10 protein-coding genes and 1 tRNA gene are annotated in these 16282 nt (G+C 71.0%); 6 read left to right on the top strand and 5 right to left on the bottom strand.

The window, feature by feature from the left end:
• The first annotated feature begins 108 nt into the window (after positions 1 to 108).
• From ABEA82_RS03995 to ABEA82_RS03980, 4 genes are all read left to right on the top strand, one after another.
• On the top strand, positions 109 to 888 hold the full coding sequence (locus ABEA82_RS03995) for an HAD-IIA family hydrolase (RefSeq protein ID WP_345659931.1): 780 nt from the start codon (positions 109 to 111) through the stop codon (positions 886 to 888).
• A 130-nt stretch (positions 889 to 1018) separates the two neighbouring features.
• Positions 1019 to 1840, top strand: a complete 822-nt coding sequence (locus ABEA82_RS03990; RefSeq protein ID WP_345659930.1) for a hypothetical protein — start codon at positions 1019 to 1021, stop codon at positions 1838 to 1840.
• Positions 1837 to 2520: a class F sortase gene (locus ABEA82_RS03985; protein WP_345659929.1), complete on the top strand. Its 684-nt coding sequence runs from the start codon at positions 1837 to 1839 to the stop codon at positions 2518 to 2520. The genes ABEA82_RS03990 and ABEA82_RS03985 overlap by 4 nt, the downstream gene beginning before the upstream one ends.
• A 339-nt stretch (positions 2521 to 2859) precedes the next feature.
• Complete coding sequence (locus ABEA82_RS03980; RefSeq protein WP_345659928.1) at positions 2860 to 3894, top strand: glycoside hydrolase family 6 protein; 1035 nt, start codon at positions 2860 to 2862, stop codon at positions 3892 to 3894.
• On the opposite strand, the gene ABEA82_RS03975 is transcribed toward ABEA82_RS03980, so the two are convergent.
• The 5 genes from ABEA82_RS03975 to ABEA82_RS03955 all read right to left on the bottom strand — a co-directional run bounded on the left by ABEA82_RS03975 (position 3891) and on the right by ABEA82_RS03955 (position 13412).
• Entirely contained in the window at positions 3891 to 8120 is a 4230-nt protein-coding gene (locus ABEA82_RS03975) for an nSTAND1 domain-containing NTPase (RefSeq protein WP_345659927.1), read from the bottom strand. The genes ABEA82_RS03980 and ABEA82_RS03975 overlap by 4 nt on opposite strands.
• A gap of 156 nt (positions 8121 to 8276) precedes the next feature.
• Positions 8277 to 10217 (bottom strand): radical copper oxidase GlxA, encoded by a 1941-nt coding sequence (glxA, locus tag ABEA82_RS03970; protein WP_345659926.1) that lies wholly within the window; start codon positions 10215 to 10217, stop codon positions 8277 to 8279.
• On the bottom strand, positions 10214 to 12214 hold the full coding sequence (locus ABEA82_RS03965) for a glycosyltransferase family 2 protein (protein WP_345659925.1): 2001 nt from the start codon (positions 12212 to 12214) through the stop codon (positions 10214 to 10216). The genes glxA and ABEA82_RS03965 overlap by 4 nt, the downstream gene beginning before the upstream one ends.
• A gap of 325 nt (positions 12215 to 12539) precedes the next feature.
• A complete protein-coding gene (locus ABEA82_RS03960; protein WP_345659924.1) occupies positions 12540 to 13253 on the bottom strand; it encodes a FadR/GntR family transcriptional regulator in 714 nt (237 codons plus the stop codon).
• Positions 13254 to 13338: 85 nt separating this feature from the next.
• Positions 13339 to 13412: transfer RNA gene (locus tag ABEA82_RS03955), tRNA-Lys, on the bottom strand.
• A 201-nt stretch (positions 13413 to 13613) separates the two neighbouring features.
• On the opposite strand from ABEA82_RS03955, the gene ABEA82_RS03950 reads away from it, so the two are divergent.
• Both ABEA82_RS03950 and ABEA82_RS03945 read left to right on the top strand, forming a co-directional pair.
• A complete protein-coding gene (locus ABEA82_RS03950) occupies positions 13614 to 15185 on the top strand; it encodes a peptidoglycan-binding protein (RefSeq protein WP_345659923.1) in 1572 nt (523 codons plus the stop codon).
• Between the two features lie 11 nt (positions 15186 to 15196).
• Complete coding sequence (locus tag ABEA82_RS03945; protein WP_345659922.1) at positions 15197 to 16228, top strand: SPFH domain-containing protein; 1032 nt, start codon at positions 15197 to 15199, stop codon at positions 16226 to 16228.
• Positions 16229 to 16282: the final 54 nt, after the last annotated feature.

Below are 16282 nucleotides of genomic sequence, written 5' to 3'. Positions count from 1 at the left end.
CGGACCGGCGTCCCGTCCCTCGGGACGCCGGGAGCCGACCGTTCCGCAAGATCCGGCCACTGTTTAGGCTTGGGCTGCCTGGACCGCGCACGGCAGGAGATCTCGCACATGGCAGACCGCAAGCCCATCGAGTCGTGGCTCACCGACATGGACGGTGTGCTCATCCACGAGGGTGTGCCGATCCCCGGCGCCGACGCCTTCCTGAAGAAGCTGCGCGAGTCCGGGAAGCCCTTCCTCGTGCTCACCAACAACTCGATCTACACCCCGCGCGACCTGCACGCCCGGCTGACCCGCATGGGCCTTGAGGTGCCGATCGAGAGCATCTGGACCTCGGCCCTGGCCACCGCCCAGTTCCTGGACGACCAGCGGCCGGGCGGATCGGCGTACGTCATCGGCGAGGCGGGCCTCACCACGGCGCTGCACGACATCGGCTACGTCCTGACCGACCACGAGCCGGACTACGTCGTCCTCGGCGAGACCCGTACCTACTCCTTCGAGGCCATGACGAAGGCGGTGCGGCTCATCCTCGGTGGCGCCCGCTTCATCTGCACCAACCCCGACGAGACGGGCCCGTCCGCCGAGGGCCCGCTGCCCGCCACCGGCGCGGTGGCCGCGCTCATCACCCAGGCGAGCGGCAAGAAGCCGTACTTCGCGGGCAAGCCGAACCCGCTGATGATGCGGACCGGGCTGAACGCCATCGGGGCGCACTCCGAGTCCAGCGCGATGATCGGCGACCGGATGGACACCGACGTGCTGGCCGGGATGGAGGCCGGGATGCAGACGTTCCTGGTGCTCACCGGCCTGACCCGGCCCGAGCAGGTCGAGGACTTCCCGTACCGGCCGTCGCAGGTCGTGGACTCGATCGCGGACCTCGTCGACCGGGTCTGACCTGGGCCGACCTTCGAAAGGGGCCCGCCCGCCTCCAAACCCGTCGTCACCCGTACGGAGCAGAAACCGCGTCCCGGAGGATGCGATGACCCATCGTGCGGGGGAGGCTCCAGTCGTCTGGAGGTTCACGATGGGTTCCCTGAGAGTCACTGTCTGTACGAGCGTCCTGGCCGTGGCCGCCCTGACCCCGGCGGCGTCCGCGGCGGACCCGGGGGGCGTCTCGGTGATCCCGGCGTTCCCCACGCCCGGCAGTGACGTCACGCTCCGCGTGGCCCACTGCGCGGAGCGGACGGCCGTCGCCGCGTCGGCGGCGTTCGTCGCGGACGCGCGGCTCGTCACCATCGCCGAGGGTGAACTCGTTGGCGAGAGCCGCGTCCGCTCCACGCTCGTGCCGGGCACGTACACGGTGAGGGTCACCTGCGGTGGCGCCGAACGGACCGGCACGTTCACCGTCCGCAAGCGCACGGGACACCTGGGACACACGGGACAGCAGCCGCCCCCGCCCGGAGCCGCCTCGGGCCCGGTCGGACGGCCCCCCGCGCCCGGGACCGCCGGCCGGCCTCCCGCGCCGGGGACGGCCGGTCAGCCCCCCGCCCTCGGCCCGGCTGGGCAGTTGCTCACACCAGGGACGGCCGGGCAGCCCCCCGCGCCCGGGATCGCCGGGCAACCGCCTCTCCCCGAGGGTGGTGGGCAACCCTCCGAGCCCGGACGCGACGGGCAGTCGTCCGTCTCGCGGCGGCCGGGTGCGCACGCCTCGCCCGTCGCCCCGGTCGCCGCCGGTGGCGGTGGTGCGGCGGACCTCGTCGCGGCGGCGGGTCGCGGGACCGGCCCCGGCACCGCCCGGGCAGTGAGCCCCGGCACGGCCCAGGGCATGACCGGCCTGCTGCTCGCGGGTGTCGCCGCGCTGGTCGTCGCGCTGGGCGGCCTCCGTCGCGGCCGTGGAACGGGATGACCATGTCCTACCAGGATCAGATCAAGGGGCGCTCCTCGGGCACCGGCCGCCTGCTGGCCGGTGTGGCCTGGGTGGTGCTGCTGCTCGGGCTGTGGCTGTGGGGCCGTGAGGTGACCGACGTACGGCACGGCGTCTCCGCGCCCGCCACGGGTGACATGGCGGCGGCCGGAAGGCCCCCGGACGTGAAACTGCCCCCCGCGCACCGGCCGCTGGGCGACGCGCTGCCGCAGCGGGTCGACATCCCCGGACTCGGGGTCCAGGCACCCGTCGTGGCGCGGGGCCTGGACGCACGCGGGGCACTCGATCCGCCGCCGTACGACCAGCCGGGCGTCGTCGGCTGGTACGCGGGCGGGGCGGCGCCCGGGGCGCCGGGAACCGCGCTGATGGTCGGTCATGTCGACACCCGGTCCCGGCCCGCCGTCTTCTACAAGGTCAGCGCCATGCGGCCCGGCCAGACGATCCGGGTGGTCCGGGCCGACACCGAGGTCGCCGAGTTCACCGTCGAGTCCGTTCAGGTCCTCACCCGCGACCGTTTCGACGCCCACCAGGCCTACGGGCCCCGCAAGTCGGGCCGGGCCGAACTGCGCCTGATCACCTGCGGCGGCAGCTTCGACCGCACGACCCGCAGCTACACGGCGAACGTGGTCGTCTCGGCATACCTGACGGGAACCGGCCGCTAGCGCTCCCGGGACGGACGGCCACCTGACCCGGCCGGCGACCCGCTCCCCCTGAAGTCGCCGGCCGGGCTGGTCCTCGACCGCGCGCGCACGGGCTGCGGGAGTGACCCGGCGAGCTGCGCGGGAGGCCGCGGGAGCCACGGCGGGTGAATCTCTGGCCGGAGCCGGGCGCTGCTGAGAAGACTGTAGAACCAATGGGCCACCCGGGCCTAGAGGTTGGATGACACCAAGTCCCGATACGGTGGCGCTGCGTCATCCGCGCAGGTCGGCTTCGGCCTCGTGGGCGTCGCGGGACGTATGTCAGGATTGAGACTTGGAACGGTGCACCCAAGGGGGAGTTGGATGTACGGCAGCAGGGGGGCCGGGGCGGCCGTCGCGAGGCGGGTGTCCACAGCGGTGCTGGGGGCGGCACTGCTGATCACGGGATGTTCGTCCGGCGGAGGGGACGGATCGGACAAGGACGCCGACGCGGGCGCCGGAATCACACAGCGGCCCAAGGGGACCACCCCGTTCTGGGTCAACCCGGACGGCACCGCGGCCCAGCAGCTCGCCGGCCTGGAGAAGTCCGGCAAGAAGCAGGACGCCGAGCAGATCCGGAAGATAGCGGAGCAGCCGGTCGCCGAGTGGATCGGCCCGGACAACCCCGAGGAGCAGACCCGGGGCTTCACCGAGGCCGCCGACAAGGCCGGCCGGACGGCACTGCTCGTCCTCTACAACATCCCGCACCGCGACTGCGGCCAGTACTCACAGGGCGGCGCCGCCGACGGCGACGCCTACCGCGCGTGGCTCGACGGCGTGGCGGCGGGCATCGGCGACCGGTCGGCCACGGTCGTGCTGGAACCGGACGCGCTGCTGCACCTCGTCGACGGCTGCACGCCGCAGCAGTTCCACGAGGAGCGCTACGACCTCCTCAAGGGCGCCGTCGCCAAGCTGAAGTCCCTGAAGGACACCAAGGTGTACCTCGACGCGGGCAACGCCGGCTGGCAGCACCCCGACCAGATCTTCGAGCCGCTGAACCGGGCCGGCATCGCCCAGGCCGACGGCTTCGCCGTCAACGTCTCCAACTTCTACTCCACCGAGGAGTCCGTCGCCTACGGCAAGCAGCTCTCCGCCAAGGTCGGCGGCAAGCACTTCGTCGTCGACACCAGCCGCAACGGCAAGGGCCCCTACACCGGCGGCAACCCCGACGAGCGCTGGTGCAACCCGCCGGGACGCGCGCTGGGGGAGACGCCGACGACGAAGACGGCGGACCCGCTGGTCGACGCGTACCTGTGGGTGAAGCGGCCCGGCGAGTCGGACGGTGAGTGCAAGGGCGGGCCCAAGGCGGGGCAGTGGTGGGCGGACTACGCGCTGAAGCTCGCGAAGGCCAGTTCCTAGAAGCCGGGGCAGACGTCCTCGACCTGGTCGGGGTCGACCGCCAGCTTCTTCTCGGCTTCGGTCGGTTCCCGCCCCGCCAGGGCGCACAGCCGGTCCGTCCAGCGTTCCGGATCGAGTGGGATGGTGGAGGTGCGGGAGCCGTCGACGATCGTGAGGTTCTTGCCGTCGGTGCTCGGTGAGAGGACCGAGCCGTACCCCACGTAGTAGCGGTAGGTGTCCTGGCGGTCGTCCACGTCCCAGACGACCTGCTCGCCGGTGGCGGTGGTCGTGTGGAGCAGGCGGTCGCCGAGGAAACGGCCGAGGTAGTAGACGCCGTTGTAGGTGAGGTCGGGGAGTTTCTTCTTCTTCTCGACGTCCCACAGGCTTACCTGGCCACCGGCGAACTGCATGGCAAGGACCTTGCCGTCGGGGGAGAGGACGAACGACCGCATGGACCGGTCCCCGTCATCTCTCTTGATCCACCTCTTGAACTCGCCGGTGGTGAAGTCCCAGACGCCGATCTCGGCCACCGTCCGCACCACCGCCTGCGGCTTCCCGGGCAGGGCGGTGGCGTAGGTGCCGGCCGCCTCATTGGCGAGCTGGGCACGGTCCTGGACGGGAGGCCGGTAGATCTCGCCGTCCGGCTCGCCGCTCTCCAGATCCCAGCGGGAGACGTACGACAGCCCCGAGATCACGGCGTGGTCGTTGTCGGAGAAGCTCAGGTTGATCCAGGAGGGGACGAGCCCCGTCATGGGGTCCGGGCCGGAAGCCGTGATGCCTTCGGGCGCGGGCAGTTCGAGGACGTGCTCCTCCCGGAGGGAAGAGCCGTCGATCCGCCAGACGAGGACCGTCCGCCCGTCCTCGGCGATGGTCAGCATCCGCCGCCCGTCCGGGCTGAAGGCCGCGTACATACGCGCCAGCTCCCGGGACGGTCGCGCGCTCGCGAGGAGACGGTGGTCGGCCAGGTTCCACAACTGGAGTCCCGTGCCCTTGGAATCCACGACCGCCATCCTGCCGCTCTGCCCGTCCGGTGTGCGGATGCGGTTGAGCAGGGCGTTGGTGTCGAAGGACGTGGGCGGTTTGACGCGGACGGTGACGATGCTGCCGCCGACCCCGACGATGGCACGCAGGTCGCCGGGCGGGCCGGCCAGGGCGACCGGGGGAGCGAAACCCCGCCCGGTGATGTTCTGGTCCTCGGGAGCGGCGGCCGGGGTGTCGAAGGTGGCGGGCCAGCCGCTCTCCAGGTCGATGACGAGGAACCGCATCCGGCCCAGGTCGGTGCCGATGCGCCCGGTGGGGTTGATCAGGTAGCGGCCGGTGGCGTCGAGCCGGGGCGTGTAGAGCGGGCACAGTCCCTGGAAGGTGCTGTTGTTCCAGCTCTGGAAGCGCTTCGGGGTGGTCCCCAGCCGCCATGCCTCGAGTGCGCCCTGCCCGGTGCAGGTGACCAGGGTGCGGCCGTTGCCGCTGACGGTCGCGGAGGCCGTGGCGCGCTCGCCCCAGGGGCGGTGCAGCGAACCGTCGTCCAGGTCCCAGGAGACCAGCCGGCCCCGAGCGTCGTCCGCTGCCGCGCCGGAGGGCACGATCCGTGCCACCACCGTGTCGTCCGCGCCGAACCAGGCCTGTGCGGCGTCCCAGCCGCGTGGTGGGACGAGGGGGCGGCCCGTGCGCCGGCCGTCGTTCGTCTCCCACATGAGCACGCCCTCACCGGGGATCGTGGCGAGAATCCGTTTCCCGTCCCCGTCGAAGCGGAGATCGTAGGGGGAGCGTGGGTGCTTCTTGGCGGCATCGACCTTGCGCAGGCCGATGGTCCGGAACTTGTCCAGGTTCGAGGAGACCGGTACGCCGAGGGTGACCAGACCCCAGTCGCTCGCCCGGGCCACCCTCCTCCCGTCGGCCGAGACGGCGATCCGCTCGGTGTCGTGCCGCGTCGAGAAGAGGCTGGGTTTCGGCCGCTTCTTCCCCCGCAGGTCCATCCGCACGAAGTCGCCGTTGGCCAGCACCGCGTACGCTGCCGAGCCGTCACCCGTGAGCGCGACGTCGTCGACGTCCTGACGCCCCTCCATCACCACCCGCTCCACATCCTGCAACCGCAGGTACTGCGCCAGCAGCGCGGACCGCGCGGCCGCCCGGGACTCCGCCCGATACGCCCCGACGGCGTACAGCGAGGAGACGGTCAGGGACGTACCGTCGATACGTGCGGCCTGCTGCGCCAACCGGTCGGACGCCAGCCGCCGCTGCTCGGTCAGCAGGTTCAGATACAGCACGGACACCACCGCCGCCGCCACCACGGCCAGGACGGTCACCACGGCCCACAGCACCCGCAGATACCGCTTCCGGCGCTCGGACCTCGCGGCCTCCTGCTCCTTGCGGGCCCGCAGCCCGACACTCGCCTCGATGAACTCCCGGTCCTCGGATGTCAGTTCACCGCCACGGTCGTCCAGCCACCGCTCCGCGACCGGCAGCGCCGGATCCTCCAGCAGCAGCCCGTCCGGCCGCCCCGCCCGCCACCAGCGGGCCCGGTCGTAGCGGAGCTCCCCGCGCCAGGTGAGGAACGCGCGGTCCTCCCGCAACTGGTCGGCCAGCGGCTGCCAGTGCTCGATGAGGGCCTCGTGCGCCAGCTCGACCGTCTCGCCCCGCTCGGGATCCGCGCCGAGCACGAGCACCCGGGCGGTGGCGAGTTCACGGGCGACGGCCCACTGCTCCTCGCCCGCGTCCCGGCGGGCGAGCCGGGCGCGCAGGGCCGTACCGCTGCCGGGCGGGAGCTGGATCAGTGCCCGGAGCAGCCCGGTCGCGGCCTGCGGCGCGGTACCGCGCACCGCCCGCTTCCACGCCGAGTCCGCCCTGCTGCTCAGCACCCCGCCGAGGCCGCCGAGTTCGTCGTAGGTGGCGAGCCGGAGCCTGCCGCCGACCTGGCGTTCCCACAGGGTGGTGAGGACGAACCCGAGGAGGGGGAGGGCTCCGGGGCGGCCCGTCGCGTCGTCGATGAGGCGGTCGGCCAGTCCACTGTCGTACTCCACGCCGGGGAAGGCCCGCAGCGGCAGCCGGACCACCTCGGTGAGCTGCTCGCGGGTCATCAGGCCCAGCTGGTGCGCGGGTGCCCCGCCGACCAGCCGGCTCAGCTCCGGGTGGCGCAGGGCCGTGTCCTGGAAGTCGGTGCGCAGCGCCACCAGGACCGCCACGCCGGGGTGGCGACAGGCATCGAGGAGGGCGTCCACCAGGGCGCGCAGCTCCTCCTCGGGGCGCAGCAGCAGGGCCTCCGCCTGGTCGATGGCCAGGACGAGGCCGCGTGCCGACCTGTGGGTGTGCAGGACGTCCCGGACCGATGGGGCGTCCGGCAGCCGGCCCTCCGCGCGCAGGGCGACGACCTCGACGTCCTGTTCCTTCAGGCGGGGCAGCACACCGGCGAGGAGGAGGGAGGACTTGCCGGAGCCGGACGGGCCGGTCAGGGTGACGCAGCCCTCGGGCGTCGCGGAGCCGTCGGGCGCCGCACCGCGCGGGCAGAGCAGGTCGACGACCGCGGTGACGTCCTCGTCCCGGCCGAAGAAGTACGCGCTGTCCTCCTCGGTGTACGGGCGCAGGCCCGGGAACGGGGAGTCGGGCGCGAGCAGTTCGGCCAGTTGCGGCAGCTCGTCGAGGACCGTGCGGGTCGGGATGCAGAAGCTCTGCCCGCGGTGCGCCGGCGAGATCGAGGCGACGATGCCGACCACGGCGCCGAGGTCGTCGTCCCACACGGCCGAGCCGCTGAAGCCGGGCTGGACCGGGTCCGTCTGTCCGTCGAGCGGTGACATCTGCAGTCGGCCGGTCCGGGTGCCGCCCCGCAGCCGGGCCGTGTGCCAGCCGCCGCCCGTGTCGTCCCTCGGCAGTCCGAAAACGATGGCCGTGTGGTCCCAGACCTCCCTCGGCGCCACCATGACGACCGGCCGGGCCTCCGGCAGCGGGCGGGACAGGGACAGTACGGCCACGTCCCCGCTGCCGTTCGCGCGTACCGGGACCCAGTCCCGTACGACGGCCTCGGTCTCCTCGCCCTCACGCAGGACCAGCCGGACCCGCACCGGGCCCTCGGGGCGTTCCTCCCGCCTCGTGGGCAGGCCCAGGGCGTCCAGGACGACATGGGCGCAGGTCAGCACCAGCGTGGACGCGATCAGCACGCCCAGACCGCCGATGTGTCCGTCTCCGCCCGTGACCTGGACGGTCGCGGCGGCCAGGACGTCCTCGGCCACCGGATCCGACGTGGTCGACTCGGTCATCTCCCGTTTCCCCCGCCACCGTTGACCACACGCCTTGTCGATGTCGTACCCGAGAGCACACCGAAGTACGGGCACGGGTCAAGAACGTTTCCCGTCATCCGGGCATGCGAAAGGGGCGCCCTCCCTGGCAGGAGAGCGCCCCGGACAGCCCGTGGACTACGGCACCTTGACCCACTGCGCCTTGCTGGGCGTCCCGTCGGCATTCGTCACGAACAGCATGTACCAGCCCGCCTGGACCAGGTTCCGGTTCTCCGGCACGGTCACCGTCAGCTTGTCGCCGGACGCCTTGAAGTCCAGGGCGATCGACCGCTGGTCGACGTCCGTGACGTGCGTGGCGGCGCTCGGGCGGATCAGCCGGACCTTCTTGACCGACTTGGCGTCCGAGGAGGTGAAGACGCCCGTTCCGCCGCGCTCGATGGTCTGCGGCCCGCCGGACAGCGAGGGCCGGTTCCCGTCGCCGTACAGGTACGGCGGCGTGTAGATCTCGATGCGCTGCTCGAACTTGCCCGGCTTGGTGTTGGCCTTGTCGGCGTACAGCGAGTCCGAGCCGAAGAACATCACGCGGCCGTCGGGCAGCAGGATCGACCCGGAGTGGTAGTTGCGGCCGACCAGCGGGTCGGCGACCCGCCTGAGATCGTTCTTCGCCGTGTCGTAGAGATGCGCCTGGAAGATGTTGGAGTCGCCGCGGCCGCGGTAGTCCTCCGAGCCGCCGGAGATCAGCACGCTGTCGTCCGGCAGGATCGAGGCGTTCGGGTAGCGGGTGCCCTTCTCCAGGGACGGACCGTCCTTGAAGCGCGGGTCCGGGTCCTTCAGGTCGACGATCCGGGTCTTCTCGCTGGACTGTTCGGACTCGCCGACGCCACCGCCGCCGACCACCATGTACTTCTCGTCCTGGGCCGGCGGCAGCAGCACCGTGCCGGACGTCTCCATCAGCGTGGGGTCGCTCAGGCCCGGGATCTTCGCGAACTTGTTGGTGTCCACGTCCCACACGCCCGGCTCACGGCCCACGTTGTCCGGTCCGTAGCCCGCGTTGGAACCCGAGTAGAAGACCTTGCCGTTCTGCATGAGGAACAGCGCCGGGTAGGTCGGGAACTGCCGGACCTTGCCGGTGTAGGTCCACTTCTTGGTCTTCGGGTCGAAGACCTCGTTCTTGCCCGGGACCAGCTGCCCGATGTCGTCGAGGCCGGAGACGCTGAGGATCTTCCCGTCGCTCAGGGTGGTGAGCGTCGGGTACCAGCGGGCCTCCTTCATGGGGTCGACCTTGATGTACTTCTCGGCCACGGGATCGAACTCGAAGGCGTCCCGGATGCCCTGGAAGTCCTTCTTGTCGAGGGCGAGCTTCTGCGCGATGCCGTACGTGTTGCGGGCGTCGTCGCCCTTGAGGCCGGCCACGCGGTAGTTGTCCTGCGTGCCCGTCTCGTACTTCTTCCCGCGCTTCTGCGCCTCGACGTAGATACGGCCGAGCCCCGGGTCGTTGCGCAGGAACCTGCCGGTCGCCTTGTCGAAGACCTTCTTCGCGCGCGGCACGAGGACGGGGTCCTTGGAGACGAAGGTCTTGCCGTTCTTCTTGCCCGTGAACGTGGTGCCCGCGGGCAGGGTTATCGGCTCGTCCGGGTTCTCGTTGTGGACGATCATCAGGCCGCCGGCCTTGGTGACGTCACCCTTGAGCTTCTCGTACCGCTTGGTGCCGCCCGCGATGAGCAGGTTGCCGTTGGAGAGCTGCGTGTGGCCGGTGCAGAACAGGTCGGCGGGGGTGGGCACCTTCTTGATGGTGCCCTTGACCGGGTCCCAGATCCGGGTGTCGAACTTCTTCGCGTCGAAGTTGTCCTGATTGTTTCCCGACCCCGCGACGAGCAGCACCTTGCCGGTGCGCAGCAGCGCCGCGTGGATGGTGTTCTGCCGGTACTCCTCGGGGAAATCGACGATCTCCCATTTGCCGTTCGCGGCCTTGTACTCCGGCTTGTTGATTTTGTACTGGTGGTATTTCTCGGTGCCGAAGCGGTAGAGCCACGGCCCGTTCATCCCGGCCAGCGCGAGTACCACCGCCGTGCCGATCGCGAGTCGACGGGCCCGGCGGCGGCCTGCACGGTCGTTCATTCCTTACGTCCCCCAAGTCCACCAAGGGCGATCTGCATGGTCTGGTCGGATCCTCCGACCTCCCCGTTACCGCCGGGGCCGGCGGCCCAGCTGGGCTTGTGCTGCGGGGCGTGCGGCGCCTGCTGCTGCGGGATCGGCAGCGGCTGCGTCCGGTGCGGCCCGGCAGGGTCCGGTGGCTGCTCCCCGGCGGGAGCGGCGGGCTTCTTCGCGTCCTGCCGCAGCTGCCAGCGCCAGGCGAAGATCGGCGAGGCGGTGATGAGCAGGGCGAAGGTCGCCCAGATGATCATGGCCGGGTGGGAGTGGCCGAAGACGAAGCCGGCCGTGATCGACGCGCCGAAGATCAGGATGAAGTACCAGTGGTAGCGGAAGGTCCCGAACCAGCGGTCCGGGCTCGCCGAGTCGCCCTTCGGCGTGACCACGAACTTGCTCTTGCGCCGCAGCACCGAGTCGAACAGCGCTTTCGCGTACAGCGGCGCCGACAGCGCGGACATCACCATGCCGGCCACACCGCCGGAGCCCTCCGGCTCGTGCGGCGAGACGTTGTGCCGGCGGTTCCAGACGTACAGGCCGATCTGGAGGGCGGAGGCGTTGCCGTAGAGCATCAGCCAGACCGCCGGGTCGATGTTCACACCCGAGGCGCCCAGGCCCAGGAACAGCGCACAGCTCAGCGCCGCCAGGATCCAGTTCAGGGCCGACATCGGGTAGAAGATGATCATCATCGTGTAGTTGAAGAGCTTGCTCGGCGGCAGCGAGTACCAGCCCTTCCAGTACTGCCCGATGATCGTCTCGTACGTCCCTCGCGACCAGCGCATCTGCTGGGTGAAGAAGTCCGTCCAGGCGCTGGGGCCCTCACCGACGGCGAGTACGTCCGGGGTGTAGACGGAGCGCCACTTGTTGCCCGTCGCCGGGTTCTTGTGGCGGTGCATCTCGAAGCCGGTCGCCATGTCCTCGGTGATCGAGTCGTACAGGCCGCCGATCTGCTTCAGCGCCTTGATGCGCACGGCGTTGGAGGTGCCGACGAACATCGGGGAGCCGTAGCGGTTGCCGGCGCGCTGGATCAGCGCGTGGAAGAGGAACTGCTGCGACTCGGCGGCCTTGGTGATCGGGTTGTCGTAGTTGCCGTAGACCTGCGGGCCGATGACGAAGCCGACGTCCGGGTCGCGGAAGAAGCCGAGCATCCGCTCCAGGTAGTTGGGCAGCGGCACGTGGTCGGTGTCGACGGAGGCGAAGAAGTCGTACTCGTCGCCGTGCGCCTCCAGCCAGGCGTTGTAGTTGCCGTGCTTGGTCTTGGCGCGGTGCGGGCCCTTGGCCTGGTTCCACTTCGCGACGCCCTTGCGGGAGAAGTGGTGCACGCCGAGGCGCTCGCAGACCGCCTTCACGTCGGGGTCGTCGCCCTCGTCGAGCAGCCAGACGTGCATCAGACCCCGGTGGCGGATCTTCACCGCCGCCTCCAGGGTCTTCGTCACCATCTCCAGCGGCTCCTTGCCGGGCACGAAGGAGGTGAGGAAGGCCACTCTGGTGCCGGTCTCGGGCACCACCGGGATCGGGTCGCGGGCCACCAGCGTGGCGTGCGCGTTCGACAGCACGTTCATGCAGCGGAAGAACTCGATCAGGCCGATCGAGACGAGCATGACCATGTCGAGCGCGGGCAGCCAGTCGAAGGCCGGGTAATCGCGCTCGGTCCAGTGCTCGGGCTGGAGCAACCAGAACAGCAGCACCAGGGACAGCACCGGAGCCGCGGCTAGCATCAGGGCCACGCGTATGCGGTGCGGCTCCTGCGAGATGAGTGAGCGGTACTGCACCTTGTACGGCTTGCCCGGGTCGGGCTGGGTGAGGGGCCCCGCGAGCCGGCTGTAGTGCTCGTAGTCGTATCTCGGCAGAGTCTTCTTGATCCGCCTGAAGGTCCCCGTGGTGCTCATCCGGTGTGCCGGAACCCTGAGCTGGGTGGTCTGGGACGGGTCGTGGTCCTGCCGGGCGCCCGTCGGCCTCGACGTCATGAGTCATCCCCCCACACGCGGACAGCCGCGTGTTTCGTCGCTTGCTTCCGTCTGCGACAGATCCCCCTCGACCTTCACAGACGTATCAGTGGTGGATCGCGGTCACCACGTCTTCCACACCTTATAGACATGGCAACGCGACCTTCCGGTTGCATGATGCCCCCCTCGGCATCGCCGCGTGAGCGGGGCCCCTATCCCCGCCCGGTCGGCAACCGGCCCTTTCGCCCCCCAACTGCCGCGAATCCGCAGCATCTTGAAAAACCAGAAAACCAGGGTTCTACGACGTCCAGCATGATCGCAAGACGCGAAACGCGGTGTTTACCGGTCATACGCGTTCATTGTGACGGGTGTGGGGGATCTGCGGAGCGGTTGTGGACAGGCGGGCGCGGATGTTCCCGAAGTGCTCTCTTATGGCCTCCTCCGCACGCATCGCATCACCGGATCTGACCGCGTCGAGGATCTCCCGGTGCTGCCGGCAGGTCACCTTCGGGTCCTGCGGCTCACCCCCGAGGTCCGTACGGACCCGGTGGAAGGCGTCCCAGAACGCCTCCAGGACCTCGCTCAGCAACACGTTGTCCAGCCCCCGGTAGAGGGTGGCGTGGAAGGCCCGGTCGGTCTCGGCGAGGCCGGCTCCGTGCGCGGCCTCCTCTTCCATACGGTCGGCCAGCGCGTCCAGTTCAACGAGATCCGCATCCGGTATCCGGCCGGCGAGCCGGGACACCAGCCCCGTCTCCACGGCCTCCCGCAGCTCCAGCAGCTGGAGCAGGGAGTCCTCGCCCCGGTAGTGCCCGGCGACCGTGCGGAAGGCGAGGCCCTCGATCATCGGGGCCAGGGACATCGGGCCGACGTAGGTGCCGAAGCCGTGCCGGATCTCCACGATGCCCATCGCCTGGAGCGCCTTCAGCGCCTCCCGCACCGAGTTCCGGCTCGCGCCGAGGTACTCCATCAGCTCGGGCTCGGTCGGCAGCGGGGCCCCGGAGGCCAGCCGGCGATCGATGATGAGCTTCTTGATCCGCTCCTGGAGGTCGCGCGCTGCCATGGCGAGAGGGTAGCGGTCGGACCGCGCCGGGACCGACCACAGGCATACGAAAAGCCCCCCGCTTCCGCGAGGGGCCTTCGGTCGGTGCGCCGCCAGGGACTCGAACCCCGGACCCGCTGATTAAGAGTCAGCTGCTCTAACCAACTGAGCTAGCGGCGCTCGCTGACGTCATAACTCTACAGGACGCCCGGAGGTGCTCCTGACCACCCGCCCCGGCCCGGGACGGCCCGGCCGAGGCGGCCCCATTACATCATTCGGACCGTCAACATGCGCGTCCGGAAGACAGTTGAGAAACTGACGAGGTCCCGCCCAGAAGCGCACTGGCACGGCTTTTTCCACCGGAAGTGTGAGGGGAATCGCATGGAGTCTCCGGTATTCGAGCAAATCGACCCCGCGAGCGACTGCGACTGCCCTGGCTGCGTCCACTGGCGCCGTGCCCTGCCGCGTTCCCGTACCGGCCGCATCACCGCCCACCCGGCCGCGCGCCGGGCCCTCGCCCTGGCCGCGATGGCCTCGGCGGCGCTCGGTGCGAGCCACGCCGTCCCTGCCGCGGCCGCCCCTCCCGTGTCCCACCGTTCAGGTGTTTCCGCAGGTGACGAGCGTGACACTCCCCAGGGCGACACGGCCCCGCTGCACGGTCCCGACGCCCGTCCGGACAAGCCCGCCACCTCCGCGGAACCCGTGGCCATCACCCGCGCGGAGATCATCACCCGGGCCAGGGCCTGGGTCACCGCGAAGGTGCCGTACAGCATGAACAGGTACTGGTCCGACGGTTACCGGCAGGACTGCTCGGGCTATGTGTCCATGGCCTGGAAGCTGCCCGGAAACGAATGGACGGGCAGTCTCGCCCAGTACGCCGAGCGGATTTCCAAGGAGGAACTCCAACCGGGCGACATTCTGCTCTTCCATAATCCGGCCGACGCCCAGAGCGGCTCGCACGTCACCATTTTCGGCGGCTGGACGAATTCCGCGCACACCTCTTACACGGCCTACGAGCAGGCCCGCCCCCGCACCCGCCGCAAGACCACGCCCTACGCCTATTGGACCGACTCCCACCGGTACGTCCCCTACCGCTACAAGGGCATCACCCAGGAGCCGGCCAAGGGGCCGGACTCGGCGTCGGGCTCGGGGTCCGACTCGGGGGCGCACTCCGGGCCGGCCGCGGGATCGGACTCCGGGGGAGGAACGGGAACGGGAACGGGAACGGGTTCGGCGTCAGGCGCGGGATCGGCTTCGGGGACGGACCCGGGGCCGGCTTCGGGGACGGACAACCCGGGGCCGGCTTCGGGGGCGGACGGCCCGGGACCGGACACGGGCGCGGTTTCAGGAACGGCTTCGGGACCGGCTTCGGAACCGGCCCCTGGGTCGGACAGGGGGCTGCCGGGCGCCCCGGCCGCCGCCACGCCGTACCCCGGAGCGGTGTACTTCGGCCCCGGTGCGAACAACAAGTACGTCCTGCGGCTCGGCCGCATGCTCGTGGCCCGCGGCGCCGGCGCCGCCTACGGCCCGGGTCCGGGGCCGCGCTGGTCGGACGCCCACCGGCGGGCGACCCGGGCCTTCCAGCGGGCCCAGGGCTGGAAGGGCGCCGACGCCGACGGACTGCCCGGCCCGCGCACCTGGGATCTGCTGGTCACCGGCAAGGGCAAGGACGTCAGGGCCGGGGCGGTCGGGGCGCCGCCCTCCTCCCACGGCGTCCCCGGCTACCCCGGGCGGGCGATGTTCCGGCCCGGAGAGGCCAACACGTACATCACCCGGATGCGGAGGCAGCTCGTGCGGAAGGGGTTCGGCAGGTTCTACCCGGCCGAGCCGGGCCCGCGCTGGAGCGAGGCGGACCGCCGAGCCGTCGAGGCCTTCCAGCGCACCCAGGGCTGGCGGGGCGGAGCGGCGGACGGCTTCCCGGGGCCGGAGACCTGGCGGCGGCTCTTCTCCTAGGTGAGGCACGTATGAGTACGAGCACGTCCCACACGTCCGAGCCCGGGGGGCCGGCCGAGGCGTCGGGCAGGCCCGGCCGGCTGATCCAGAACGAGTCCACCACCGAGATCCCCGTGCACCTGCTGTTCCGCGACGAGCCCGAGCCGGCTCCGGGACCGCTGAGACCGGCGGTCGTGGGCCGCAGGCAGGGCACCGGGGAGCAGCCACGTCTCGGGCGCCCGGCCGAGGTGACGCCCCGTCCGGTGCCGCGGCTCGACCCCGACCTGGTGGAGCGCCCCGCGCGGGTGCTGCCCGGCGCGGCGGGTGTACTGGCCGGGATGTGCGGGGCGGCCGGTTGTGTGGCCACTTCGTGGTGGGCCGGGGTGCTGCCGCCGCTCGCGCTGGAGGCACTGCGGCTGCCCGCGCACGCCGGGGCCGGGCTCGGTCCGGCGCAGTGGGCGGCGTACACGGGAGCGGGGGCGCTCGGTCTCTTCGGGTTCGGCGGGCTGGCCCGGGGCCGCACGGGGCGGGCGTGGGTGCTCGCCCTGTTCGGCCGTTACCGGGGGACCGTCCGGCGCTCCGGCCTGCTGTGGGTCAACCCGTTGTCGCTGCGCCGCCGGGTGGACGTACGGCTGCGGCACTGGCGCAGCGAGCCGATGCCCGCCGCCGACGAGTGCGGGGTCGCGCTGCGGGCGGTCGTGCTGGTGGTGTGGCGGGTGCGGGACACCGCGCGGGTCACGCTGACCGTCGAGGACCACGAGAGGTATCTGCGCGAGTGCGTCGAGGCGGCGCTCGCCCGGGTGCCGGTCCAACTGCCCGGCGGGACGAAGGGCGCCACGGACACGGCGGCCGAGACGCTGACCCGGCTGGTGGCGGCGGACACGGAGCCGGTCGGCCTGGAGGTGTTCTCGGTGCAGCCGCTCCGGGTGGAGTACGACCCCGAGGACACGCTGACCCGGCTGACCATGCGGGGGCTGGTCGAACTCGACGACTGCGAGCGCAAGGCGCTGGTGAAGGACCTGACGGTGGCGTTCTGCGCGGGGCGGGGAGAAACAACCCCGTGATTGGTATGGACATGTTCAACTAACGGCCATACATTCAGACTTGGTCTAGACCTA

The sequence above is a fragment of the Streptomyces venetus genome (genome assembly GCF_039540295.1).
Lineage (GTDB): Bacteria > Actinomycetota > Actinomycetes > Streptomycetales > Streptomycetaceae > Streptomyces > Streptomyces venetus.
This window is presented reverse-complemented; position numbering and strand designations above follow the sequence as displayed.

What these genes read in the sequence shown, in the direction of transcription:
- ABEA82_RS03995 (WP_345659931.1), top strand. Translation starts at nt 109, where the DNA reads ATGGCAGACCGCAAGCCCATCGAGTCGTGGCTCACCGACATGGACGGT.
- ABEA82_RS03990 (WP_345659930.1), top strand. Translation starts at nt 1,019, where the DNA reads ATGGGTTCCCTGAGAGTCACTGTCTGTACGAGCGTCCTGGCCGTGGCC.
- ABEA82_RS03985 (WP_345659929.1), top strand. Translation starts at nt 1,837, where the DNA reads ATGACCATGTCCTACCAGGATCAGATCAAGGGGCGCTCCTCGGGCACC.
- ABEA82_RS03980 (WP_345659928.1), top strand. Translation starts at nt 2,860, where the DNA reads ATGTACGGCAGCAGGGGGGCCGGGGCGGCCGTCGCGAGGCGGGTGTCC.
- ABEA82_RS03975 (WP_345659927.1), bottom strand. Translation starts at nt 8,120, where the DNA reads ATGACCGAGTCGACCACGTCGGATCCGGTGGCCGAGGACGTCCTGGCC.
- glxA (WP_345659926.1), bottom strand. Translation starts at nt 10,217, where the DNA reads ATGAACGACCGTGCAGGCCGCCGCCGGGCCCGTCGACTCGCGATCGGC.
- ABEA82_RS03965 (WP_345659925.1), bottom strand. Translation starts at nt 12,214, where the DNA reads ATGACGTCGAGGCCGACGGGCGCCCGGCAGGACCACGACCCGTCCCAG.
- ABEA82_RS03960 (WP_345659924.1), bottom strand. Translation starts at nt 13,253, where the DNA reads ATGGCAGCGCGCGACCTCCAGGAGCGGATCAAGAAGCTCATCATCGAT.
- ABEA82_RS03950 (WP_345659923.1), top strand. Translation starts at nt 13,614, where the DNA reads ATGGAGTCTCCGGTATTCGAGCAAATCGACCCCGCGAGCGACTGCGAC.
- ABEA82_RS03945 (WP_345659922.1), top strand. Translation starts at nt 15,197, where the DNA reads ATGAGTACGAGCACGTCCCACACGTCCGAGCCCGGGGGGCCGGCCGAG.